20 protein-coding genes are annotated in these 23,804 nt (G+C 60.2%); 9 read left to right on the forward strand and 11 right to left on the reverse strand.

Translation table 11 applies throughout. The features are described from left to right. The first annotated feature begins 2 nt into the window (after positions 1 to 2). Entirely contained in the window at positions 3 to 1,274 is a 1,272-nt protein-coding gene (locus DCS96_RS14250; RefSeq protein WP_116475080.1) for an HlyC/CorC family transporter, read from the forward strand. A gap of 28 nt (positions 1,275 to 1,302) precedes the next feature. Here DCS96_RS14250 and nsrR read toward each other — a convergent pair whose 3' ends face one another. The 3 genes from nsrR to DCS96_RS14265 form a co-directional block, all read right to left on the reverse strand. Next, on the reverse strand, positions 1,303 to 1,767 hold the full coding sequence (nsrR, locus tag DCS96_RS14255) for a nitric oxide-sensing transcriptional repressor NsrR (RefSeq protein WP_116475081.1): 465 nt from the start codon (positions 1,765 to 1,767) through the stop codon (positions 1,303 to 1,305). 282 nt (positions 1,768 to 2,049) lie between these two features. Continuing rightward, the gene (locus DCS96_RS14260) at positions 2,050 to 2,979 is read right to left on the reverse strand and encodes an electron transfer flavoprotein subunit alpha/FixB family protein (RefSeq protein WP_116475082.1); all 930 of its coding nucleotides are present in this window, start codon (positions 2,977 to 2,979) and stop codon (positions 2,050 to 2,052) included. Beyond that, the gene (locus DCS96_RS14265) at positions 2,979 to 3,728 is read right to left on the reverse strand and encodes an electron transfer flavoprotein subunit beta/FixA family protein (protein WP_116475083.1); all 750 of its coding nucleotides are present in this window, start codon (positions 3,726 to 3,728) and stop codon (positions 2,979 to 2,981) included. The genes DCS96_RS14260 and DCS96_RS14265 overlap by 1 nt, the downstream gene beginning before the upstream one ends. A gap of 262 nt (positions 3,729 to 3,990) precedes the next feature. On the opposite strand from DCS96_RS14265, the gene DCS96_RS14270 reads away from it, so the two are divergent. After that, positions 3,991 to 5,640: an electron transfer flavoprotein-ubiquinone oxidoreductase gene (locus tag DCS96_RS14270; protein ID WP_408646012.1), complete on the forward strand. Its 1,650-nt coding sequence runs from the start codon at positions 3,991 to 3,993 to the stop codon at positions 5,638 to 5,640. Positions 5,641 to 5,983: 343 nt separating this feature from the next. On the opposite strand, the gene DCS96_RS14275 is transcribed toward DCS96_RS14270, so the two are convergent. The 7 genes from DCS96_RS14275 to DCS96_RS14305 all read right to left on the reverse strand — a co-directional run bounded on the left by DCS96_RS14275 (position 5,984) and on the right by DCS96_RS14305 (position 13,841). Further along, on the reverse strand, positions 5,984 to 6,745 hold the full coding sequence (locus DCS96_RS14275; protein ID WP_116475085.1) for an SDR family NAD(P)-dependent oxidoreductase: 762 nt from the start codon (positions 6,743 to 6,745) through the stop codon (positions 5,984 to 5,986). A gap of 3 nt (positions 6,746 to 6,748) precedes the next feature. Beyond that, a complete protein-coding gene (gene mmsB / locus DCS96_RS14280) occupies positions 6,749 to 7,642 on the reverse strand; it encodes a 3-hydroxyisobutyrate dehydrogenase (protein ID WP_116475086.1) in 894 nt (297 codons plus the stop codon). 58 nt (positions 7,643 to 7,700) lie between these two features. Next, the gene (locus DCS96_RS14285) at positions 7,701 to 8,801 is read right to left on the reverse strand and encodes an enoyl-CoA hydratase/isomerase family protein (protein WP_116475087.1); all 1,101 of its coding nucleotides are present in this window, start codon (positions 8,799 to 8,801) and stop codon (positions 7,701 to 7,703) included. A 12-nt stretch (positions 8,802 to 8,813) separates the two neighbouring features. Then, entirely contained in the window at positions 8,814 to 9,590 is a 777-nt protein-coding gene (locus DCS96_RS14290; RefSeq protein WP_116475088.1) for an enoyl-CoA hydratase, read from the reverse strand. Between the two features lie 83 nt (positions 9,591 to 9,673). Next, positions 9,674 to 10,828, reverse strand: coding sequence for an acyl-CoA dehydrogenase family protein (locus DCS96_RS14295; RefSeq protein ID WP_116475089.1), 1,155 nt, complete (start codon positions 10,826 to 10,828; stop codon positions 9,674 to 9,676). A gap of 43 nt (positions 10,829 to 10,871) precedes the next feature. Beyond that, positions 10,872 to 12,365, reverse strand: a complete 1,494-nt coding sequence (locus DCS96_RS14300) for a CoA-acylating methylmalonate-semialdehyde dehydrogenase (RefSeq protein WP_116475090.1) — start codon at positions 12,363 to 12,365, stop codon at positions 10,872 to 10,874. Between the two features lie 294 nt (positions 12,366 to 12,659). Continuing rightward, positions 12,660 to 13,841, reverse strand: a complete 1,182-nt coding sequence (locus tag DCS96_RS14305; protein WP_116475091.1) for an acetyl-CoA C-acyltransferase — start codon at positions 13,839 to 13,841, stop codon at positions 12,660 to 12,662. Positions 13,842 to 14,069: 228 nt separating this feature from the next. Between DCS96_RS14305 and DCS96_RS14310 the strand changes: the two genes are divergently transcribed. From DCS96_RS14310 to DCS96_RS14340, 7 genes are all read left to right on the forward strand, one after another. Further along, the gene (locus tag DCS96_RS14310) at positions 14,070 to 14,522 is read left to right on the forward strand and encodes a MerR family transcriptional regulator (RefSeq protein ID WP_116475092.1); all 453 of its coding nucleotides are present in this window, start codon (positions 14,070 to 14,072) and stop codon (positions 14,520 to 14,522) included. Position 14,523: 1 nt separating this feature from the next. Beyond that, a complete protein-coding gene (locus tag DCS96_RS14315) occupies positions 14,524 to 15,690 on the forward strand; it encodes an isovaleryl-CoA dehydrogenase (protein ID WP_116475093.1) in 1,167 nt (388 codons plus the stop codon). 164 nt (positions 15,691 to 15,854) lie between these two features. Further along, positions 15,855 to 17,462 (forward strand): carboxyl transferase domain-containing protein, encoded by a 1,608-nt coding sequence (locus DCS96_RS14320; RefSeq protein ID WP_116475094.1) that lies wholly within the window; start codon positions 15,855 to 15,857, stop codon positions 17,460 to 17,462. Between the two features lie 9 nt (positions 17,463 to 17,471). Further along, complete coding sequence (locus DCS96_RS14325; RefSeq protein ID WP_116475095.1) at positions 17,472 to 18,311, forward strand: enoyl-CoA hydratase/isomerase family protein; 840 nt, start codon at positions 17,472 to 17,474, stop codon at positions 18,309 to 18,311. Continuing rightward, positions 18,277 to 20,274 carry an acetyl/propionyl/methylcrotonyl-CoA carboxylase subunit alpha gene (locus DCS96_RS14330; protein ID WP_116475096.1) on the forward strand — a complete coding sequence of 666 codons (1,998 nt, stop codon included), beginning with the start codon at positions 18,277 to 18,279 and terminating at the stop codon, positions 20,272 to 20,274. Before DCS96_RS14325 ends, DCS96_RS14330 begins: the two co-directional genes overlap by 35 nt. Then, positions 20,271 to 21,176 carry a hydroxymethylglutaryl-CoA lyase gene (locus DCS96_RS14335; RefSeq protein WP_116475097.1) on the forward strand — a complete coding sequence of 302 codons (906 nt, stop codon included), beginning with the start codon at positions 20,271 to 20,273 and terminating at the stop codon, positions 21,174 to 21,176. The genes DCS96_RS14330 and DCS96_RS14335 overlap by 4 nt, the downstream gene beginning before the upstream one ends. Before the next feature lie 217 nt (positions 21,177 to 21,393). Continuing rightward, positions 21,394 to 22,032 carry a bifunctional 4-hydroxy-2-oxoglutarate aldolase/2-dehydro-3-deoxy-phosphogluconate aldolase gene (locus DCS96_RS14340; RefSeq protein WP_116475098.1) on the forward strand — a complete coding sequence of 213 codons (639 nt, stop codon included), beginning with the start codon at positions 21,394 to 21,396 and terminating at the stop codon, positions 22,030 to 22,032. A 53-nt stretch (positions 22,033 to 22,085) separates the two neighbouring features. Here the strand turns inward: DCS96_RS14340 and pgi are convergent, their stop codons facing one another. Next, entirely contained in the window at positions 22,086 to 23,705 is a 1,620-nt protein-coding gene (gene pgi / locus DCS96_RS14345; RefSeq protein ID WP_116475099.1) for a glucose-6-phosphate isomerase, read from the reverse strand. Positions 23,706 to 23,804: the final 99 nt, after the last annotated feature.

Genomic DNA, 23,804 nt, shown 5'->3' on the forward strand with positions numbered 1-23,804 from the left:
ACTTGGACGACATATCCACGGGTACCTTAACCGGTATCCTGATAGCTTTACTCTTTGTTTCTGCCTTTTTCTCCAGCTCTGAAACCGGCATGATGTCGCTGAACCGTTACCGGTTACGTCACCTGGCGCAGAATCGCCACAAAGGGGCCACTCGGGTAGAAAAGCTGCTGGCCCGTCCCGACCGTCTGATCGGTCTTATCCTGATCGGCAACAACCTGGTCAATATCATGGCGTCGGCCATCGCTACCCTGATTGCCATTCGCCTGTTCGGTGATTACGGCGTGGCCATCGCCACCATGGGGCTGACCCTGGTGGTACTGATCTTTGCCGAGGTCACTCCCAAGACGCTGGCAGCCCTTTACCCCGAGCGGGTTGCCTTTCCTGCGTCCTTTATCCTCAAGCCGTTGATGGTCGTGCTCTATCCTTTTGTGTGGATGATCAACGCCATTTCCAATGGCTTGCTGGCCATGCTGCGCATCAACACCAAGAGCCGTGAAGACACGGCTATCAGCTCGGATGAGCTGAGAACCATCGTCAACGAAGCCGGCACCCTGATCCCTCGCCGCCACCAGGATATGCTGCTATCCATCCTGGATCTGGAAAAGGTCACGGTGGATGACATCATGGTGCCGCGTAATGAAATTTACGGTATCGATGTCACCCAGGACTGGAAAACCATCAACCGGCGCCTGTTGCAAAGTCCCCATACCAAGGTACTGCTGTATCGCGACAGCATCGACGATGCCCTGGGCTTTATTCATGCCCGGGATGCCCTTCGATTGCTGGCCAAGGATGAATTCAGCAAATCCAGCCTGATGCGGGCGGTACGGGAACTGTACTATATTCCCGAGGCCACCCCGCTGAACGTGCAGCTGCTCAAGTTCCAGCGCAACAAGGAGCGCATCGGCCTGATCGTCGATGAATACGGTGATATCCAGGGCCTGGTGACCCTGGATGATATCCTCGAAGAGATAGTGGGAGACTTTACCACCACCATCACCCCGACCCTGAGCGATGAGATCAAACCCCAGGACGATGGCAGCTATCTGATCGAAGGTTCATCCAGTATCCGGGACATCAACAAGGAGCTGGGATGGCAATTGCCAACCGACGGCCCCCGCTCACTCAATGGCCTGATATTGGAATATCTGGAGGAAATTCCCCAGGCCAATATCTGCCTGCGGCTGGCGGGTTACCCGATGGAAATACTCGAAGTAGAAAACAACATGGTCAAACAGATCAGGGTGTTACCGCACTTTTACAAGGCAGGTTAAACAAACAGCAGTCAGCTCCCTTCTTTGCTTAGTGCTTATGACTGACGACCTGCTGCCGGGTGGGCTCCAGCTGTTCGAAGATCACCATCAGTTCTTCCCTGTTCTCCACCAGATCGGCCAGCGTGTAGCTGTCCATCACCCTCAGGAAGGCATCCATCGCCAGCTTAAGTGCATCCTTTAACCGGCAGACCCTCACCAGATGGCAGGCTGGGCTGCCGCAGTCGATGCCGTTGAGATTATGCTCCAGGGAACGGATAACCTGTCCAACATTGATCTGCTCCGCCGGCTTGGCCAAACGAATACCACCGTTTTTACCACGCACCGCATGGATATAGCCCTGTCGGGCCAGCTGGTTCACCACCTTCACCATATGATTGCGAGACACGCCATAGAGGGTGGAAACATGGGCCACGCTGGTTAACTCTGCCGCCGGCAGGGTTGCCAGATACATCATGGCTCTCAGTCCAAAGTCAGTATATGTGGTCAGTTTCATCTAGCTAAATCCAGGATATAGGGCAATTAATATACATACATGATACACATTTATAGCCAAAGTGGTATGAATTCTATCTGGACCCTGGGGCAAGGCAAGCATTGAGCCAGGCCGGCGTGCTCTTCCTTTCGGCCCGCGCCGATAAACCGAAAACCAGGCTCGGGCCGCGCCCCCGAATGGCAACGCCACCCATAGGGTGGCGCCATGAATTATCGTCCAAAGAGTTGGCGGACAGGCGATGTCAGGACAGACACTTGATGCCTACCGACCCGGCTGTGGCGATTAAAGGGCCTTTTCCAGTTCAGGCAGCACCTCGAACAGATCGGCCACCAGGCCATAGTCCGCCACCTGGAAGATGGGCGCCTCTTCATCCTTGTTGATGGCGACGATCACCTTGGCATCTTTCATCCCCGCCAGGTGCTGGATGGCGCCTGACAAACCTACCGCTATATACAGCTCGGGCGCGACTATCTTGCCAGTCTGGCCCACCTGCATATCATTCGCGGCATAGCCCGCATCCACTGCTGCCCGGCTGGCACCGATCGCTGCGCCCAGCTTGTCGGCCAGTCGCTCGAGCATCTGAAAATTCTGCTGCGAGCCCAGCCCGCGTCCGCCGGAGATCACCACCCGGGCCGAGGTCAGCTCGGGCCGCTCGGACACCGCCAGTTGTTCGGATACAAAGCGGGAAACCCCCGCCTCAAACACCTTATCTATGGACTCGACCACCGCATTGCCACCTTCCGCGGGGGCGGCATCAAAACCGGTGGTACGGACGGTAATGACCTTGATGGCGTCCAGGGCTTGCACCGTGGCGATGGCATTGCCCGCATAGATGGGGCGAGCGAAGGTATCGGCGGAGTCAACCCGGATAATGTCGGAAATCTGCCCCACATCGAGCAGGGCCGCCACCCTCGGCATCAGGTTCTTGCCGTTGCTGGTCGAAGCCATCAGCAGGTGGCTGTAATCCACCGCCAACTCGGCCACCAGCCCCGAGCCGTTTTCCGCCAGTTGATGTCCATAGGCCGGGTGGTCGGCCAACAGCACCTTACGTACACCGGACACCCTGGCAGCCGACTCGGCAACCGTCCTGCAGTCCTGCCCCATCACCAGCAGATCCAGCTCCCCCCCGATTTGCTGCGCGGCGGAAACGGCACAGAGGGTAGCCGGCTTCAGGACCTGATTATCATGTTCCGCGATTACCAGATTAACCATCAGATCACCTTAGCTTCATTTTTGAGTTTATCGACTAGCTCGGCGACGTCTGCCACCTTGACTCCAGCCTGACGGACCGGCGGCGGCTCTACCTTCAGCAGCTTGCTGTGGGCCCTGAGTTCGACCCCATAATCCTCCGGTGTTTTGATATCCAGCGGCTTTTTCTTGGCTTTCATAATATTAGGCAGGGAGGCATAGCGGGGTTCATTCAGCCGCAGGTCGACCGTCACCACCGCAGGCAGCTTGAGCGCCAGGGTTTGCAGGCCGCCGTCAACCTCCCGGGTGACATGGAGCTCATCACCGTTTTGCTCGATCCTGGAGGCAAAAGTCGCCTGGGACATGCCGCTCAGTGCCGACAACATCTGGCCGGCCTGATTGTTGTCGGTATCGATGGACTGCTTGCCCATCAATACCAGGCCAGGCTGCTCCTGCTCAACGATCCTGGCCAGCAGCTTGGCCACCGTCAGCGGCTCCAGGCGTTCTTCCGCCTGTACCAGAATCGCCCGATCCGCGCCTATCGCCAGAGCGGTACGCAGCTGCTCCTGGGCACTCGCCGGCCCCATGGCAACGGCAATGATCTCGCTGGCGACTCCCGCTTCCTTCAAGCGCACCGCTTCTTCTACCGCAATCTCACAGAAAGGATTGACCCCCATTTTGACATTCTTTAAATCCACATCCGTGTAATCCGGAAGCACCCTGACCTTGACGTTGTAATCAATCACACGCTTGACCGTTACCAGCACCTTCATGGATTATTCCTTGTATTGCTATCTGTAGATAGAGATATCAAAAAGCATACCCATTCAGCATAGTCACTATCGAGGTTTCTCAATATGACTGGCGTCAAAAAATTATTTACCGACATCAGTTATTCCAGCCGACTTTTACTGCGGAAAGTGTGACCGGGCAGCTTGTACGGCTAAAGGAATAACTTAATATCAATTAATCCGCTCATGAATACCATGGCGACAACTTAACAATATCCGGTACTTTCGAGAAAGGAGCAGGAATGTGAGTCGTGAGTCAATGGAATTTGATGTCGTTATCGTCGGCGCCGGCCCCGCCGGCCTGTCGGCCGCCTGTCGGCTGATGCAACAGGCCCAGGCAAACAACCTGGAGCTCAGCGTGTGCCTGGTTGAAAAAGGCGCGGAGGTAGGCGCGCATATCCTCTCGGGGGCCGTGATCGAACCCCGTGCCCTGGACGAGCTGTTTCCGGACTGGCACGAACGGGGGGCCCCCCTGCATACCCGGGTCGGGGAAGACAAGATCTATATGCTGACCAGCGAGCAGGGAGCGGTTCAGCTCCCCAACGCCATCGCTCCCGGCTCCATGCATAACCAGGGTAACTATATCGCCAGCCTGGGCAATCTCTGCCGCTGGCTGGCCGGGCAGGCCGAGCAACTGGGAGTGGAAATCTTTCCGGGATTTGCCGCCGCCGAGGTCCTCTATCACCCGGACGGCAGCGTCAGGGGCATAGCCACCGGCGACATGGGCATAGCGGCCGATGGCAGCCACAAGGACAGCTACACCCAGGGGGTAGAGCTACACGCCAAATACACCCTGTTTACCGAAGGCAGCCGCGGTCATCTGGGCAAGCAGCTGATCGCCCGCTATCGGCTCGACAAAGACAGTGAACCTCAGCATTACGGACTCGGGATCAAGGAGCTATGGGATATAGAGCCGAGCAGGCATGAACCCGGGCTGGTGGTCCATGGTACCGGCTGGCCCCTGGGCAACGGCAGCAGCGGCGGCTTTTTCCTCTACCATGACGAGCACAACCAGGCCGTGGTGGGGCTTATCGTCGATCTCAACTACCGTAACCCGTATCTGAGCCCCTTCGACGAATTTCAGCGTATCAAGCACCACCCGGTGCTGGCCCGCTATCTGCGAGGAGGAAAACGGGTGTCTTATGGTGCCAGGGCCATTACCAAGGGGGGATTCAATGCCCTGCCAAAGATGACCATGCCCGGCGCCCTGTTGCTTGGCTGCGATGCCGGCACCCTGAACTTTGCCAAGATCAAGGGCACCCACACCGCCATGAAATCCGGCATGCTGGCGGCCGATACCCTGGTCCAGGCCCTGTCCCGAGGGGATAGGGGCGGCCTGGAGCTGGCCGGATTCAGCCAGGCCTTTAAGGATTCCTGGCTGTATGACGAACTGTACCGCAGCCGCAACTTCGGACCGGCCCTGCACAAGTTTGGCCCCTGGCTGGGCGGTGCCTTTAACTATCTTGAGCAGAACTGGCTAAGCGGCAGGCTGCCGTTCACATTGCATGATAGCCACCAGGATCACCTGTGCCTGAAGCCGGCCGATGAGTGCGCCCCCATCCATTACCCCAAGCCGGACGGTACACTGTCTTTCGACAAGCTGTCTTCGGTTTTTTTATCGAATACTATTCACGAGGAAGATCAACCCTGCCACCTGCAACTGGCCGACCCAGGCATCCCCATCAGCAAGAACCTGCCCCGCTATGCAGAACCGGCCCAACGTTATTGTCCGGCAGGTGTCTATGAAGTTGTGGAGGAGGCGACCGGCCCGCGTTTCCAGATCAACGCCGCCAACTGTGTGCACTGTAAAACCTGCGATATCAAGGATCCGGCCCAGAATATCACCTGGGTGGTACCGGAAGGAGGTGGCGGGCCAAACTACCCCAATATGTAGCCGGCCAGGCCATGCAAGACCGCTCGCTCAGATGCTGTTCAATTAAGCGGGAAAGGGCATTAACTTGATCCGGCGGCACGCAAGCAACAGGGTTTTTCTCAAAAAAGATAACCTATCGATCTTATGGGAGTTCGACAGGTTATCCGGGAACAACTGCTTTTATAATTGTATTGCTAGCTCTGAAAGCACGGCGGAAATTAAAACAATCCGTATCTGAGAAAACGTCATTGATACAGTTTAATTTCAAAGACCGTATTCATTATTAATAATCGCCATTTCACCAACAAATGACAATATAGACTTTAGTTTAAGGCCCTTTAACCTGAGCTGAACACAGCAGATATCAAACCCGCAAACCACCATCTATTTCTATAATTCGGCCATTAAAGTAATCATTTTCAATAATATATTGCAGACTGTGGGCTATTTCGCCTATTTCTCCCAGGCGGCCCATGGGCACGGCGGCAATCAGCCGTTCGATGGCCTCCGGCTTCATTTGCGCCGTCATATCGGTGGCCACCACCCCCGGGGCAATACCCGCCACCCGGATACCATAGCGGCTCAGCTCACCGGCCCAACTCACCACCATGGCCGCCACTCCGGCCTTGGTCGCCGAATAATTGGTCTGGCCCCGGTTACCGGCCCGGGATACCGAAGATATGTTCACGATAAGCCCTCCCTCACCCTGCTCGGCCATCACCGCCGCCGCCTCGCGGCCACACAGGAAGCTTCCGGTCAGGTTGACATCCACCACCGACTGCCATTGCTGCACGCTCATTTTCTGGCTGACCCTGCCGTCCTGCAGCTTGATCAACAAGGCATCACGCATCAGGCCGGCATTGTTCACCAGGCAATGCACCCCCCCCAGCCCGGCGCGGATATGGGTAAAGGCGTCCGTGACCTGATCTTCCAGGCTGATATCACAGGCATAGACCCCCACCCGGGCTCCGGTGGCCGCCACCTTTTCACCGGCTTCGGCCAACACCTTTTCGTTATTGTCGATCAAGGCCAGCCTGCCCCCCTGCCGGGCCAGGTGCAAGGCCATTCCCAACCCCAGGCCACGCCCCCCGCCGGTTATCACAAATACCCTGTCTTTAATCTGCATGGTTTACTCCGCTTCCTTGAACAGCCTCAGCACGCTGGAGAAATCCAGGCTGCCGTTGCCCGCCACCTGATGTAGGTTGAACAGCGCCTTGGCGGCCGAGCCCATGGGCACGGGTGAGCCGCTTTGCTGACTGACTTCCATCGCCAGCCCAAGATCCTTGCACATCAGGTTCACCTGAAAGCCGCCCTGATAGTTGCGCGAGGCAGGCACCCCCTCCATGACCCCGGGCACAGGATTATAGAGCTGCAAGGCCCAATTATTGCCGGAACTCTGCTTGATGATATCCGACAATACCTTGGCATCCAGGCCGCTGTTGATACCCATGTTGAGCGCCTCGCAGGTACCGGCCATCAGCACCGCCAGCAGCATGTTATTGCACGCCTTGGCTATCTGGCCGGCGCCATGGTCACCCGCATGAAGAATGTTTTTGCCCATCAACTTGAGGACGGGCTCGGCCCGGGCAAATTGTTCATCGGCGCCGCCCACGATAAACGTCAGGGTGGCGGCCTGGGCCCCGGCTACCCCGCCGGAGACGGGGGCATCGATAAAGTCCAGCCCCGAGCGGGCGGCGACCGCAGCGGTACTGCGCGCCGTGGCTGCATCTATGGTGGAACAGTCAATCACCAGCGCCGAGCCGTCGATATGCTCGAACAAAGGCGCATCGCCACTGACATAGAGGCTGTCGACCTGGCGTCCGGTCTGCAGCATGGAAATCACCACTTCCGCCCCCTGTACTGCCTCGACGGCGCTGGCGGCCCGCTGACAACCGGCCTCGAGTGCATGATTCAGCGCCGCCTCGGACAGGTCAAACGCCTGCACCCTGTGCCCCGCCTTAACCAGATTGGCCGCCATGGGACCGCCCATGTTTCCTAAACCGATAAATGCGATTGTTGACATAATGCTACCCACCTTTAAATCCGTCTTGAGCAACTGGTTGGCGATGCTTGGAGAAGGCTCACAACGCCCTTAACGGATGCTCGCCCCAGGGGGATTCAAACAACGAAGCCAGCAGCTCCGGGTCGACCTCGGCCAGGGAGCCGAACATCCACACGGGCCTGTTGTCCTTGTCGATCAACCGGGCCCGGATCCCTTCGGGAAACTCTCGCTGACGGCAGGTCTGCACCGACAGCACCAGCTCATGCTGAAACGCCTCTTTCAACGACCAATGCCGGCCCCGCCTGAGCTGCTCAAGGGTCATGGCCATCGCCAGCGGACTGCCACTGGCCAGGTTTTTTTGCGCCCGCTGAAACCAGGCATCAGCCACATCCTGGGACAGGATCGCTGCAACCTTGTCGGCCAGGCTATCCCTGTCCATCAGCTGCCGGATCAGCTCCCGATGGCGACGCAGCGGCGAATCCAGCTCTGCAAGCAAGGTTGCCGATGCCTGTTCCAGCTCGCGCAGCACCCTGCTCACTCCCCGACCGCTTTCCCCCTGCCAACTCTGCGCCAACAGACGCGGCAGCAGCTCATCATGCAGCTGGGCACTCAAGGCCCGATCCGCCAGCCCAAGGTAAAGAGCATCAGGAGCATTGAGCGCACATCCGGTCAAGGCGATAAACTCCCCCAGCGCCCTGGGCAAGCGGTTTAAAAACCAGCTGGCCCCAACATCCGGATACAGGCCTATGCTGACTTCTGGCATCGCCAGGTGGGAGCGTTCGGTGACAATGCGATGGCTGCAGCCGCTCAGCAGCCCCATGCCACCGCCCATCACAATGCCGCTGCCCCAGCAGATCACCGGTTTGGGATAGGTATGAAGACTGTAGTCCAGCCGGTATTCGTGCGTGAAATAACGTTCGGGAAAGTCGCTGTCCCCCTCGCCCTGCATGCTTTGATAGAGACGAACGATATCGCCGCCAGCGCAGAAGGCTTTCTGGCCGGCGCTGTCGAGCAGGATGGCAACCACCTGCGGATCCTCGCGCCAGGCATCCAGCCTGGGTTGGATCAGTTCGATCATCTCCAGGGTCAGGGCATTGAGTGTGCGTTCCGAGTCCAGCCTGATCTCGGCGATTCGCTTACCATCGCGGCCCCGGTGTTCGCTAAAGATAACGCCGCTCATAAGCTCTCCCGGTCAGCGGTTTTTCCATTCGGCTTTGCGCTTTTCGAGGAAGGCATTGACCCCTTCCTTTTGATCCTCGGTATGAAACAGATCCACAAACAGCTCCCGCTCCAGAATATAGCCCTGCTGCAGCGGCCGGCAGCGGGCGGACTGGATCAGCTGTTTACAGGCCGCCACCGAGGTCGGGCTCTGCTCCGCGACCTGCTCGGCCAGGGCCAAGGCCCGTTCACGAGCCTGCCCCCGGGGAGCCACTTCTTCCACCAGGCCGATGGCCAGTGCCTGCTCCGCATTGAGCCGTTCACCGCACAGGATCATGCGCTTGGCCCAACCCTCGCCCACCAGCCAGGTCAGGTTCTGGGTACCACCGGCACAGGGCAACAGGCCCACCTTGGCCTCCGGCAAGGCCAGCTGCGCCTGCTGTTCGGCAATGCGCAAATCACAGGCCAGTGCCACTTCCAGCCCGCCCCCCATGGCGTAGCCGTTGATGGCGGCGATGGACACCCCCCTGAAGGCACTCAGGGTCTCGAACGCCTGGCCGAATAGCCGGGCCATATCTCGGGCCACGCTGCGGTCGCCGTCGGCAAACAGCTTCAAATCGGCACCGGCTGAGAAAAACTTGTCTCCGGCCCCGATCAGCACCAGACTCCAGATGCCACGATCGGCATTCAGCCGGGTCACCGTCTCGGCCAGGGTCGACAGGCTATCCGCGGTCCAGGTATTGGCCAGCGGGTTGTTCATGGTCAACACGGCCACATGGCCGTGTTTTTCTACGCGAATGGCATCGGACATGGCTGTTCTCCCTTAAGCGCGCCTTTATTGTTCGCACTATGCCGAGTGCTCCCCGGCTATCGCTGCTTACATATCAACTTCACTCACAACTCCGCCGCCCCCTCCGCCAGCACCCGACGGGCGATCAGCACCCGCATGATCTCGTTGGTACCCTCCAGTATCCGGTGCACCCGGGTGTCCCGCACATAACGCTCCAGCGGATATTCCCTGATATAACCATTACCGCCGAACAGCTGCAGTGCGTCGTCACAGACCTTGAAGCCCACATCGGTGGCAAAACGCTTGGCCATGGCGCAGTAGGTAGTGGCATCGGGATGGCCGGCATCCAGCTTGCTCGCCGCCAGTCGCACCAGCTGACGGGCCGCAACCAGTTCGGTAACCATATCGGCAAGCCGGAACTGCAACCCTTGGAACTCGGCCAGGGGCCGGCCGAATTGCTTGCGCTCCAGCAGATACTGCTGTGCCAGGTTCAATGCCTGCTGGGCCGTGCCCACCGAGCAGGTGGCGATATTGATGCGCCCGCCATCCAGCCCTTTCATGGCCAGTTTGAAGCCTTCGCCTTCCTTGCCCAGCAAGGCATGGGCCGGCACCCGCACCTCTTCAAAACTGATCATCCGCGTCGGTTGGCTGTTCCAGCCCATCTTGTCTTCCTTGCGGCCATAGCCGATACCGGGAGATTCGGCATCTACCGCGAAGGCGGAAATGCCCTTGGCACCGCCCTCTCCGGTACGGGCCATCACCACCAGCAGCTGGGTACTGCCGGCGCCGGAGATGAATATCTTGCTGCCATTGAGCACATAACCGTCACCGTCTCGGCGGGCGCTGGTCTTGATCGCCGCGGCATCCGAACCGGCATTGGGCTCGGTCAGACAATAGGAACCCAACAGCCGGCCGCTGATCAGACCTTCGGCCCAACGGGCCCTGGCTTCGTCGGTGCCGAAGCTGGACAGCATCCAGGTCACCATGTTGTGGATAGTCAGGAAGGCGGTAGTGGAGGTGCAGCCCATCGCCAGCCGTTCGAAGATGATGCTGGCATCCAGCCGGCTCAGTCCCAGGCCGCCCGCAGTTTCCGGGGTGTAAAGGGAGCAAAAGCCCAGCTCACCGGCCTTGCGCAGTATCTCTACCGGGAAATGCTGTTGCTGATCCCAGTCGGCGGCGAAAGGCGCCAACTCATTCCGGGCAAAGGCCGTCGCCATATCGGCAAAGGCCACCTGCTCGTCCGTCAATTCGAAATCCATGTTTCCCCCGCTGAAATGGTGGCCAAGGCATGCCGTCCTGTTGCTATCTCAAATGAATGCTCATATTGGGGCCGGCGGCGATATCGTCCTCGAACCAGCGGGCGGTAATGGTCTTGGTCTCGGTATAGAAACGCACCGCCTGCTTGCCGTAGGCGTGCTGATCGCCACAGAAGGACTTACGCCAGCCGGTGAAGGAAAAGAACGGCAGCGGCACCGGGATGGGTACATTGATACCCACATTGCCCACCTGGATGTCATGCTGATACTTGCGGGCGGCCGCTCCCGAGGCGGTAAAGATAGAGGTGCCGTTGCCGTAGGGGTTGGCGTTGACCAGATGGATCGCCTCATCCAGGCTGTCGACCTCCAGGGCGACCAGTACGGGCCCGAAGATCTCTTCCTTGTAGATGGACATCTCGGTGGTCACCTTGCGGAACAGGGTGGGGCCAAGCCAATTGCCATTGGGGTAACCATCAACCCGGCAATGGCTGCCATCAAGGAGGCACTCGGCGCCCGCCGCCTTGCCTTCCTCGATCAAACGCAGCACCCGCTCCCTGGCCTGGGGATTGATCAGCGGCCCGAACCCGGCCTTGGCATCATCCCAGGTTCCCGGCTGCACCCTGGACATGGCATCGCGCAATTCGGGTATCCATTCATTGGCGCTGCCCACGAATACCGCCACCGAGATCGCCATGCAGCGCTGACCACAGGCCCCCACCGACGAGCCAACCAGGTTGTTGATCACCTGCTGCTTCTGGGCATCGGGCATGATCACCATATGGTTCTTGGCACCGGCAAAGGCCTGAACCCGCTTCATATGATGGGTTCCCGTCCGGTAAATATGTTGAGCCACGGCCACCGAACCGACAAAAGAGATGGCCGGCGTATCCGGGTGCACCAGCAACTGATCCACCACCTGTTTGCCGCCATGCACCACCTGCAACAGGCCGTCGGGCGCACCGGCTTCCTTGAACAATTCGGCCAGGCGCATGGGCGTCAGCGGATCCTGCTCGGACGGCTTGAGCACAAAGGTATTGCCGCAGGCGATGGCCATGGGGAACATCCACAGGGGGATCATGGCCGGAAAATTGAAGGGGGTGATACCCACGCATACCCCAAGGGGCTGGCTGTAGCTGTAGCAGTCCACCTGGCGGGCCACGTTTTCTACCGTTTCGCCCATGCCGAGCGAAGCGATGTTGCAGGCATGCTCGACCACTTCGATGCCGCGCCAGACATCCCCCTTGGCGTCCTCCACGGTTTTGCCGCTTTCCCGTGACAACAGGGCAGCAAGCTCGTCATGGTGCTCTTTCAGCAGTGCCTGATAACGCAGCATCAGCCGGGCTCGTTCACCCACCGGGACTTCTTTCCAGTCGGCAAAGGCCGCCTTGGCCGCGGCTACGGCCCGGTTGACCTCCGCCTCGGTGGCACAGGGCAGCTGGGCGATGACCTCCTGGGTTGCCGGGTTGGTAACCGGGAGCCACTGACTGGTTTCGCTGTGGACCATTTGTCCTCCGATCAGGAGGGGGATCTGATGTGTCATACGAGTTACCTTTGAGCCGAGTCGTTAGCATTCGCAATGGCTGTTCGCCATACCCACTACCAGGGGGTGTCCGGATATTGTGCATGCAGTAGGCTCCCCAACAGGACGCGCTCTGCGTTAGCAGATTTAGCCCACTAAGTGTTGCGCCTTCTGCCCTTATCGCGCCCTGTCGGAGCGGCAACGACATCATGAACAATACCGTGACACCTCCTAATAATAGGAGCCTTCAAGCCGTATGAAATTCATTTGCCTCGCATCAGGGATAATGATCCCCCCCCTCTCCGGGCCCTGCGGCTAAAGCCGCTCTATGGCCACCGCCGTGGCCTCGCCGCCACCGATGCACAGCGCCGCTACTCCCCGTTTCAGGTCTCGTCGGTCCAGGGCATGGAGCAGGGTCACCAGGATCCGCGCACCGCTCGAGCCGATGGGGTGGCCAAGAGCACAGGCGCCGCCGTTGACATTAACCCTGGCCGAGTCCAGGCCAAGTTGCTGCTGGGCCAGCATGGTAACCACGGCAAAGGCTTCGTTGATCTCAAACAGATCCACCTCATCCCTGGACCAGCCGATCTTCGTCATGACCTTTTCCAGCGCGCCAATCGGTGCCAGGGTGAATTCTTCCGGCAATCGGGCATGGGTAGCATGCGCCAGGATCCGCGCCAGCGGCCTCATCCCTCGGGCCCGGGCGTCGGCTTCGTTCATCAACACCAGGGCCGAGCCGCCGTCGGAGATGGAACTGGAGTTGGCGGCAGTCACTGTTCCCTCTTTGGCGAATGCGGGTTTGAGGTTGCGGATCTTGTCCGGCATGGCGTTACCCGGCTGTTCGTCCGTATCCATCAGGACCAGGCCACTGCGGCCGGTGATCTCGACCGGGGCGATTTCCTCCTCGAAATCCCCGGCCTCGATCGCCCGCAGGGCACGACTCAGAGACTGCAGCGCGAAATCATCCATCGCTTCCCGGCTGATGGCGAAACGGTCGGCCACCTGCTGGGCAAAGCTGCCCATCAAACCGCCCTGATAGGCGTCTTCCAGGCCATCAAAGAACATATGATCAAGCAGCTGACCATGGCCCATGCGCAGCCCCTGCCGCGCCTTGGGTAACAGATAGGGGGCCTGGCTCATGTTTTCCATGCCGCCGGCCACCAGCAGGCCGGCACTGCCGGCAAGGATTTGATCGTAAGCCAGCATCACCGCCTTCATGCCCGAGCCGCACATCTTGTTGACCGTGGTACAGCCGGTGGTCACCGGTATCCCGGCCGCCAGGGCGGCCTGCCGGGCCGGCGCCTGACCCAGGCCCGCCGACAACACACAGCCCATGATGACTTCATCCACCGCTTCAGGTGCAACGCCGGCCCGGGCCAAGGCAGCCCGTATGGCGACCGCCCCCAGCTCGGGTGCTCGTACCTGGCTCAGCCCCCCCAGCATGCCCCCCATTGGCGTCCTGGCGGCGCCCACTATCACCACTGAGTTGCTGCTCATCTTGCCCCCGAAATATAACCTTTACGTAAAGGATTGATTGAAAAGCTAGCAAGTATCCCGCCGATTAACAAGCAGTCGCCATTTAACAAACAGCCGCCAAATGTTACAAGAAATAACATAAAATACTTATTTATCAATAGTATACGCAAGTAAACATATAACATAAAATAAACTTTACGTTTACGTAAGAATAAAATAGCCTTAACGAGGAGGTGCGAGGGATTTGCCATGATGATCAAAAAAACCTACTCAATCAGCGAACTTGCCCGCGAGTTCGAACTCACCACCCGCAGCATTCGCTTCTATGAGGATCAGCAACTGTTGCACCCGGAGCACAAGGGCACTACCCGAATTTACAGCGCTCAGGACAGGGTGCGGCTCAAGCTGATCCTGCGCGGCAAGCGACTGGGCTTATCCCTGGCCGAAATCCGGGAGCTGTTTGAGCTGTGGGACGAGACCCCCACTGGCTGCGAAAAACAGCTGCTGCTGATGCTGACAACCATCGCATCGAGACGGGCCCAGCTTGAGCAGCAGATCAAGGATATCGCCATGGTGCAGCAGGAACTGGACATTGCCGAACAGCGTTGCGCCGAAGCCCTGGCCAAACTACGCCAGCAGATGCAGAAAGGCCGGACGCCCGCCCCGCTCAAGGGATCGGACAGCAAGAGGAAGGTAAGCTAAGATGATTGCTCAATATTCGGAATTGAATTTTGGCCTGGGTGAAACCATCGACATGCTGCGTGAACAGGTCAATGGCTTCGCCGCCCGGGAAATCGCCCCCCGGGCCGCCGCCATCGACCGGGACAACCTGTTTCCGGCCGATCTCTGGCGCAAGTTCGGTGACATGGGCCTGCTCGGCATTACCGTAAAAGAGCAATACGGTGGTGTCGACATGGGCTACCTGGCTCATGTGGTGGCGATGGAGGAAATCAGCCGCGCCTCGGCGTCGGTGGCCCTGTCTTACGGCGCTCATTCCAACCTGTGCGTCAACCAGCTCCACAAAAACGGTACCGAGGCACAGAAACAAGCCTACCTGCCCGGACTGCTCAGCGGCGAACACATAGGCGCGCTGGCCATGTCCGAACCCAATGCCGGCTCCGACGTGGTGGCCATGAAATTGCACGCCCGCAATGCCGGCGATCACTTTGTACTGAACGGCAACAAGATGTGGATCACCAACGGTCCGGATGCCCACGTCTATGTGGTATACGCCAAGACAGACGTCAACGCCGGTGCTCGCGGCATCACCGCCTTTATCGTGGAACGGGGGGTCCCGGGTTTCAGCCAGGCACAAAAACTCGACAAGCTGGGCATGCGTGGCTCCAACACCTGCGAGCTGGTGTTTCAGGACTGCATGATCCCCAAGGAAAATATCCTGGGTGAGCCGGGAGGCGGCGTACAGGTATTGATGAGCGGGCTGGATCTGGAACGCCTGGTGCTCGCCGGCGGCCCCCTCGGCATCATGCAGGCAGCCATGGATGTGGTGGTGCCCTATGTGCGGGATCGCAAACAGTTTGGCCAGGCCATCGGCGAGTTTGAACTGGTCCAGGGCAAACTCGCCGACATGTACAGCCGCATGAATGCCGCCAGGTCCTACGTTTATATGGTGGCCATGGCCGCCGACCGGGATCAGATCAGCCGCAAGGATGCCGCCGGCGTCATCCTCTATGCCGCCGAAACGGCCACCCAAATAGCCCTGGATGCCATCCAGCTGCTGGGAGGCAACGGTTACATCAACGAATACCCCACGGGCCGGCTGCTGCGGGATGCCAAGCTGTATGAGATCGGCGCCGGCACCTCGGAGATCCGCCGCATGCTGATCGGCCGTGAACTGTTTCAGAACCGGTGAGGCAGATATATGAAACCAACCCACCGCTCCCGGCGCCGGCAGACACAACATGCCGACACGCAGCAAGTACATCCATGTATGCTCGACGGCGCCGTCCATGGCGCCAACGGTCGGCTTAGTTGTATCCTGCCATCGCCTCGTTCAAGCTTAGCTTGGAGTCAGCCATGACCCTACTGATCAGCCAAATACAGCCAAAGTCGGACGAGTTTGCTGCCAACCGCAGGGCCATGAGCGAGGCCGTGCGGGAACTGCGTGAACGGGTGACCCGCATCGAGCAGGGCGGCGGCGAGCGCTACCAGCAGCGCCATCTGGCCCGAGGCAAGCTGCTGCCCCGTGAGCGCATCAACCGCCTGCTGGACGAGGGTGCGCCTTTCCTCGAGCTGTCTCAGCTGGCCGCCTACCAGGTTTACGATGAAGAAGTGCCCGCCGCCGGCATTATCACCGGCATCGGCCGGGTCAGCGGCATCGAGTGCATGATAGTGGTCAACGACGCCACGGTAAAAGGCGGCACCTATTATCCGCTGACCGTGAAAAAACACCTGCGCGCCCAGGAAATCGCCGAGCAGAATCGCCTGCCATGCCTCTATCTGGTCGACTCGGGCGGCGCCAACCTGCCCCGTCAGGATGAAGTATTTCCGGATCGGGATCACTTCGGGCGCATCTTCTACAATCAGGCCCGCATGTCCGCCCAAGGCATCCCCCAGATCGCCCTGGTCATGGGCCTGTGCACCGCCGGTGGCGCCTATGTGCCGGCCATGGCCGACGAGTCCATTATCGTACGCAACCAGGGCACCATCTTCCTGGCCGGTCCGCCACTGGTGAAAGCCGCCACCGGCGAAGTGGTCAGTGCCGAAGAGCTGGGCGGGGCCGATGTGCACTGCAAGGTGTCGGGGGTGGCCGACCACTATGCGGAAAATGATGAGCACGCCCTGCAGATCGCCCGCCGCTGCGTCGCCCGCCTCAATCGACACAAACAACCGGGAATCCCCCTCGCCAAACCCGTCGAGCCCAGGTATCCCATAGACGAGCTGTACGGCATTGTCGGCACGGATCTGCGCAAGTCCTTCGAGGTGCGCGAGGTCATCGCCCGACTGGTGGATGGCTCCGAGTTCGATGAGTTCAAGCGTTATTACGGCCAGACCCTGGTGACCGGCTTTGCCCATATCCACGGTTACCCGGTGGGCATCATCGCCAATAACGGCATACTGTTCGGGGAGTCCGCGCTCAAAGGCGCCCACTTTATCGAGCTCTGCTGCCAGCGCAACATTCCCCTGCTGTTCCTGCAGAATATCACCGGCTTTATGGTCGGCCGCAAGTACGAGGCGGACGGCATCGCCAAGCACGGGGCCAAGATGGTGATGGCGGTGGCCTGCGCCAGGGTGCCCAAGGTCACCGTGCTGATCGGCGGCAGCTTCGGCGCCGGAAACTACGGTATGTGCGGCCGCGCCTACAATCCCGACTTCCTGTGGATGTGGCCCAACGCCCGCATCTCGGTGATGGGCGGTGAACAGGCAGCCGGTGTGCTCGCCACCGTCAAACGAGAAGGCATGGAACGGGCCGGCACCCCCTGGTCTGCGGAACAGGAAGCCGACTTCAGGCAACCGATCATCGACAGCTACGAACACCAGGGCCACCCCTTCTATGCCAGCGCCCGGCTGTGGGATGACGGCGTTATCGATCCCGCCCAGACCCGGACCGTGGTCGCCATGAGCCTGTCGGCAGCCCTCAACAGGCCCGCGGCCGATACCCGGTTCGGTGTATTTCGCATGTAAGGAGGCCATATGAGCGACCATAGCAACCCGGTATTGTTGCGTTATCAGGAGCAGGGGATAGCCGAGCTTATCCTGAATCGGCCGGACAAACACAACGCCTTCGACGACCATATGATCCTCACCCTGATCGAGATGCTGGAACAAACCGACAAGGATCCGCAGGTGCGCGCCCTGGTGCTGAGTTCCAACGGCGAGCACTTTTCGGCCGGGGCCGATCTGGTCTGGATGAAACGCATGGCCCGCAACAGCCGTCAGGAAAATATCGAAGATGCCCACCGCCTGGCTCGCCTGATGCGGCTGCTGAATCAGCACAGCAAACCCACCATCGCCCTGGTACAGGGCGCCGCCTTCGGGGGGGCCGTTGGCCTGGCCGCCTGCTGCGACCTGGTGATCGCCACCCGCCACAGCCGATTCTGCCTGAGCGAAGTCAGCATCGGCCTGATCCCTGCGGTGATCAGTCCCTATGTGCTGCGAGCCATCGGCGAACGACAGGCTCGTCGCTACTTCCTTACCGCCGAGCCATTCAGCGCCGAACAGGCCCTGGAGTTCGGCCTGGTTCACCAGCTGGTCGACGACGCCGGGCAGCTACCGGCGGCCTGCCGGTCGCTGGTGCAACGACTCGCCAACAACAGTCCACAGGCAATGCAGGCGGCCAAATCACTGATCTTCGCGGTCAGTCAGAAGCCGATCGACAATGCCATTATCGCCGACACCGCCCGCCGTATCGCCGATATCAGGGTCAGTGCCGAAGGCCAGGAAGGGCTGAGCGCCTTCCTCGGCAAACGCAAGCCCAACTGGATTCAGGAGAGCGACGATGTTCAGCAAGATTCTGATTGCCAACCGGGGTGAAATTGCCTGCCGGGTGATCCACACGGCCCACCGCCTCGGCATACGCTGCGTCGCCGTATATTCCGAGGCCGACGCCCATGCCCGCCATGTGGCCATGGCCGACGAAGCCTTCCTGCTGGGCCCGGCACCCGCAGCGGAAAGCTACCTGCGGGCCGACAGGATCATCGAGCTTGCCAGGCAAAGCGGCGCCCAGGCCATCCACCCGGGTTATGGCTTCCTGTCGGAAAACAGCGAATTCGCCGACAGCTGCGCGCGCCACGGCCTGGTGTTTATCGGTCCGCCGGCCGCAGCCATTGCCGCCATGGGCTCCAAATCTGCGGCCAAGGCCATCATGCAGCGGGCGGGTGTCCCCCTGGTGCCCGGCTACCACGGTGCCGAGCAAAGCCCGGAGCGGCTGCGTGACGAGGCGGAAAGATGCGGCTTCCCCCTGCTGCTTAAAGCCGTGGCCGGCGGCGGCGGAAAAGGCATGCGGGTGGTCAACCATATTGACGAATTTGACGACGCCCTGGCCGCGGCACGGCGGGAAGCTCAAAATGCCTTCGGCAACCCGGACATGCTGCTTGAACGCTACCTGCACCGCGCGCGCCATGTGGAAATCCAGGTGTTTTGCGACCAGCATGGCAACGGCCTCTATCTGGCGGAGCGAGATTGCTCCGTGCAGCGCCGCCATCAGAAGGTGCTGGAAGAAGCCCCCGCACCCGGCCTGTCGGATGCCACCCGCCAAGCCATGGGCGAGGCCGCGGTCAGGGCCGCCCGGGCCATCGACTATGTGGGCGCCGGCACGGTCGAGTTCCTCTACCAGGGGGACGACGACTTCTACTTTATGGAGATGAATACCCGACTGCAGGTCGAACACCCGGTTACCGAAATGGTCACCGGCCTGGATCTGGTGGAATGGCAGCTGCGCGTGGCCGACGGCGCCCCCCTGCCACTCACCCAGCAACAGGTTCGGGTACGCGGCCATGCCCTGGAGGCACGTATCTACGCTGAAGATCCCGACCATGACTTCCTGCCAGCCACGGGCCGGCTGCATTACCTGCGCACCCCCGCCGAAAGCACTCATGTACGGGTGGACACCGGTGTGGTGGAAGGCGACGAGATCGGCATCCATTACGACCCCATGATAGCCAAGCTGATCGTCTGGGATGACAGCCGGGAGCAGGCCATCAATCGCCTGGTCCAGGCCCTGGAGCATTACCGCATCGGTGGCGTGAAGAACAACGTGCGCTTCCTTCATGCCCTGGCCGATGCCCAGCCATTCCGTCAGGCCGAGCTGGATACCGGCTTTATCGAACAGCACAGACCCTTGCTGTTCCCCCCCGCCCGGCTGGACCACCAGCGGGCCCTGGTCTTGTCCGCCGGTTTCTGGCTGGAAACCGCCAGGGCGGACAACATCCGTGCAGGGGATCCCTGGTCGCCGTTCGGCTGCCAGAGCGGCTGGCGGCTGAATTCAGAATATGCCCGCCCCCTGTCACTGCGAGTCGGCGAAACGGTGCATACCCTGACCATACGGTCACGACCGCCGGGCCATGAGATTGGTATCGATGGCAGTCTCTATTATCTGCAAGCCCGGCTACAGGATGACCGGCTGTCGGCGGTGGTCGACGGCCATACCCTGGATGTGCACGGCTGGCAGCAAGAGCATCAGCTGACACTGTTTTATGAGGGAGAAAGTTTTTCGTGCAGCCGGCATGAGGAAAGCTTCGAAGTACAGCATGGCGACCTCGAAGGTAGCCTGCTGGCACCGATGAACGGGGTCATGGTGGCCGTGCTGGTCAAAAAGGGGGAAGCGGTATGCGCCGGTCAGCCCCTGCTGGTCATGGAGGCCATGAAGATGGAACACATCATCAAGGCCCCCAGAGACGGCATGGTCGGTGACATCTACTACCGGGAAGGCGAGCAGGTGGCCGAGGGCAGCGAGCTTGTCGTGCTGGAAAGTATCACAGAGGAGGGCAGCCGGTGAGCCTGCCGGAGCGGGTAAGGTTGGTGGAGGTGAGTCCCCGGGACGGCCTGCAAAACGAGCCAGGGCCCGTGATTGCCACCGACATCAAGGTTGAACTGATCGACCGTCTGAGCCACTGCGGAGTGCGCCATATCGAGGCGGCCAGCTTCGTCTCGCCCAGATGGGTGCCGCAGATGGCCGACGGCGCTGCGGTGCTGGCCGGCATTGAGCGTGTCCCGGGCGTGGTCTACGCGGCCCTGACGCCCAACCTGAAAGGGCTGGCTGCCGCCGCCGAGGCCGGTGCCGATGAAGTGGCGGTGTTTGGCGCCGCCTCCGACACCTTCACCCGCAAGAACATCAATTGTTCCATCGCCGAAAGCCTGGCCCGTTTTGCCCCCCTGGTGGAGCAGGCTCGCGCCCAGGGCCTGCGGGTGCGGGGCTATGTGTCCACCGTGCTCGGTTGCCCCTTTGAGGGCGAGATAGCCCCGTCCAAAGTCGCTCTGGTCGCCCGGGAGCTGTATCAGATGGGCTGCTATGAAATTTCCCTGGGCGACACCATAGGGGTCGGCACGCCGCTCAAGGCCAAGCGTATGCTGGCGGCGGTGCAGCGGGAAGTGCCGGTCGAACACCTGGCTGCGCACTTTCATGACAGCTACGGCCAGGCCCTTGCCAACCTGTATGCGGTGCTGGAAGAAGGTGTCGCGGTGATCGATGCCTCGGTCGCCGGACTCGGCGGTTGTCCCTATGCCAGGGGCGCCTCTGGTAATGTGGCCAGCGAAGACGTGCTTTATCTGCTGCAGGGACTGGGCATAGAAACCGGTATCGACCTGACGCGGCTCATCGAAACCGGCTGGTGGATAAGCCGCAAGCTGGGCCGGGAAAACGGCTCCAAGACGGGGAAGGCATTATGCCGATCCCGGTAAATATGTGATCATATTGGAAACAGTAACCCAGAGTCGGCCCCCTCTGCTATAAGCCAATTGAGCCCTAATAACTTAAAGGCGCCCACCGGTGCCTTTAAGTATGGAGGCAACCCTTTTTCAGCCGCGGATCTTCAGCAGTTCCTCCTGCACATCATCCCACAGCGGCAGGCTTCCAGTGCGAAAAGCCGGCACCTCTATCTTTTATCAGGAGTAACCCATGAGCTGGACCCTTTCCCCCGCCGATGTCTTTTCCGCCTCCCCTGTGGTCCCGGTGATGGTGGTGGAAGACGCCGCCGATGCCGTACCCCTGGCCAAGGCCCTGGCCGCCGGCGGCATTACTGTGTTCGAAGTGACACTACGCTCTGCCGCGGCACTGGATGCCATCCGTGCCATCGCCCGCGCGCTGCCCGACGCCCTGTTGGGTGCCGGCACCGTACTCAACGTGGAGCAGTACGATGCTGCTGTGGCCGCCGGCGCCAAATTCGTGTTCACCCCCGGATTAACCCCGGACCTGCTCAGGCACGCCAAGGCCGGCCCGGTGCCGTTGATACCGGGCATCGCCACCGCCTCCGAGGCCATGCAGGCGCTGGAGCTGGACTACACCCACCTCAAGTTTTTCCCGGCGGAGATCAACGGCGGCGCCAAGGCGCTCAAGGCCCTGGCCGGCCCCCTGCCCCAGCTGCGCTTCTGCCCCACCGGCGGCATCAGCATCGCCAACGCCAGGGACTACCTGGCGGTGACGTCGGTGATGACGGTGGGCGGTTCCTGGATGCTGCCGGCGGAACTGGTCACCGCCAGGGACTGGGACGGCATCACCCGCCTGGCTGCGCAAGCGGTGGCGGCGGTAAAGGGCTGAAGGGGAGAAGATGGAAGCCTATTCCTCTTCCGACTTCAAATCTCGAGCCAACCTCAAGACCATTCTTTCAGCTGGGCCAGTAAGCTGCGGGTTGAGGCATCCAGCCCGGTCCCGTCCTGCTCGCCGGTAATGCAGGGCAACAGCATGCCGGCCTGTTTCTTGCCCAGCTCGACCCCCCACTGGTCGAAGCTGAAGATATTCCAGATTGCCCCCTGCACAAACACCTTGTGCTCATAGAGAGCGAGCAACGCCCCCAGGGTATGGGGCGTGACCTTGGGCAACAGCAGGGTATTGCTGGGGATATTCCCCTTATGCACCTTGAAGGGGATAAGCGCCTCCCGCTCTCCCTGTGCACGCAGTTCCTGCTCCGACTGACCGAAGGCCAGTGCCCGGCTCTGGGCCAGGCAATTGGCCATCAGCTTGGCATGCTGATCCCCCAAGGGGTAGTGGCTTTGCGCCGGCAGGATAAAATCGCAGGGGATGAGTTGCGTGCCCTGATGGATCAGCTGATAGAAAGAGTGCTGACCGTTGGTACCCGACTCGCCCCAGACAATGCCGGCTGTGTCATAGTGCACCGGTCGGCCGTTACGGTCCACGGACTTGCCGTTGGACTCCATCACCGCCTGCTGCAGATAGGCCGGCAGCCGGTGCAGGCCCTGGTCGTAGGGCAACACCGCCTCGGAGGCAGCTCCCAGGAAGTTGCGGTACCAGATGCTGAGCAAGGCCAGCAGCACCGGCATGTTGGCTTCGAAAGGTGCGTTCCTGAAATGCTGATCCATCTCCCAGGCCCCGGACAGCAGCTGTTCGAATCGCTCGAAGCCGATACTCAGGGCGATCGGCAGGCCGATCGCCGACCACAGCGAGAAGCGACCGCCGACCCAATCCCAGAAAGCGAACATATTGTCGGTGTCGATGCCGAACTCGGCCACCCTGGCGCTATTGGTGGACAGGGCCACGAAGTGTCTGGCGATGGCGTCATCTCGCCCCGCCGCCAACAGCAGCCACTCCCGAGCGGCGAAGGCGTTGGTCATGGTTTCCTGGGAGGTGAAGGTTTTCGAGGCCACGATAAACAGGGTGGTGGCCGGGTTCAGCGCCGCCAGGGTCTGAGCCAGGTGGGCACCATCCACATTGGAGACAAAATGTACCTTTACACTGCCCTGATAGGGCTTGAGCGCCTCGGTCACCATATAGGAACCGAGATCCGAGCCACCGATACCGATATTGACTACGTCGGTGATGGCCTCCCCCCCGAAACCGGTCCAGTGGCCGTTACGCACCGCTTCACAGAAACGCTTCATCTGGCTCAGCACTGTCTTGACCCGGGGCATGACATCCGTGCCATCGGCCAGGGTCATGGGCTCATCGCCCCGATAACGAAGTGCCATGTGAAATACAGCACGCTGTTCGGTGCGGTTGATGGCTTCGCCCTTGAAAAGGGATTCGATATTGCCCCTGAGATCGGTCTGCTCCGCCAGCATCAGCAGGGCTTCCAGCACCCTGTCATCGATAAGATTTTTGGAAAAATCCAGTTTCAGGCTCTGTCCCAGTTCCAGGCTGTAACGCCGGGCCCGGCTGCCGTCTTCCGCGAACAATCGAGTCAGGTCGAGCGGCTGTGCGGCCAGCTCAAGCAACTGTTGCCAGGCCTGGGTCTGCTCCGGATTAATTCTGTTCATTGTGTGCCCGATGTAGCATGAATCGCCTGCCGACGAAGATGAAAAATCAAATGGTGCTCCCGAATAATGACCCCAGACTGAAAGCTCGGCAAATAGAGG

This window comes from Zobellella maritima (assembly GCF_003075035.1).
GTDB classification, from domain to species: Bacteria; Pseudomonadota; Gammaproteobacteria; order Enterobacterales; family Aeromonadaceae; genus Oceanimonas; species Oceanimonas maritima.

Excerpts from the sequence above, each read along its gene's own strand:
- nsrR (WP_116475081.1), bottom strand. The coding sequence starts at position 1,767 with ATGAAACTGACCACATATACTGACTTTGGACTGAGAGCCATGATGTAT.
- DCS96_RS14260 (WP_116475082.1), bottom strand. The coding sequence starts at position 2,979 with ATGGTTAATCTGGTAATCGCGGAACATGATAATCAGGTCCTGAAGCCG.
- DCS96_RS14265 (WP_116475083.1), bottom strand. The coding sequence starts at position 3,728 with ATGAAGGTGCTGGTAACGGTCAAGCGTGTGATTGATTACAACGTCAAG.
- DCS96_RS14275 (WP_116475085.1), bottom strand. The coding sequence starts at position 6,745 with ATGCAGATTAAAGACAGGGTATTTGTGATAACCGGCGGGGGGCGTGGC.
- mmsB (WP_116475086.1), bottom strand. The coding sequence starts at position 7,642 with ATGTCAACAATCGCATTTATCGGTTTAGGAAACATGGGCGGTCCCATG.
- DCS96_RS14285 (WP_116475087.1), bottom strand. The coding sequence starts at position 8,801 with ATGAGCGGCGTTATCTTTAGCGAACACCGGGGCCGCGATGGTAAGCGA.
- DCS96_RS14290 (WP_116475088.1), bottom strand. The coding sequence starts at position 9,590 with ATGTCCGATGCCATTCGCGTAGAAAAACACGGCCATGTGGCCGTGTTG.
- DCS96_RS14295 (WP_116475089.1), bottom strand. The coding sequence starts at position 10,828 with ATGGATTTCGAATTGACGGACGAGCAGGTGGCCTTTGCCGATATGGCG.
- DCS96_RS14300 (WP_116475090.1), bottom strand. The coding sequence starts at position 12,365 with ATGACACATCAGATCCCCCTCCTGATCGGAGGACAAATGGTCCACAGC.
- DCS96_RS14305 (WP_116475091.1), bottom strand. The coding sequence starts at position 13,841 with ATGAGCAGCAACTCAGTGGTGATAGTGGGCGCCGCCAGGACGCCAATG.
- DCS96_RS14310 (WP_116475092.1), top strand. The coding sequence starts at position 14,070 with ATGATGATCAAAAAAACCTACTCAATCAGCGAACTTGCCCGCGAGTTC.
- DCS96_RS14315 (WP_116475093.1), top strand. The coding sequence starts at position 14,524 with ATGATTGCTCAATATTCGGAATTGAATTTTGGCCTGGGTGAAACCATC.
- DCS96_RS14320 (WP_116475094.1), top strand. The coding sequence starts at position 15,855 with ATGACCCTACTGATCAGCCAAATACAGCCAAAGTCGGACGAGTTTGCT.
- DCS96_RS14325 (WP_116475095.1), top strand. The coding sequence starts at position 17,472 with ATGAGCGACCATAGCAACCCGGTATTGTTGCGTTATCAGGAGCAGGGG.
- DCS96_RS14330 (WP_116475096.1), top strand. The coding sequence starts at position 18,277 with ATGTTCAGCAAGATTCTGATTGCCAACCGGGGTGAAATTGCCTGCCGG.
- DCS96_RS14340 (WP_116475098.1), top strand. The coding sequence starts at position 21,394 with ATGAGCTGGACCCTTTCCCCCGCCGATGTCTTTTCCGCCTCCCCTGTG.
- pgi (WP_116475099.1), bottom strand. The coding sequence starts at position 23,705 with ATGAACAGAATTAATCCGGAGCAGACCCAGGCCTGGCAACAGTTGCTT.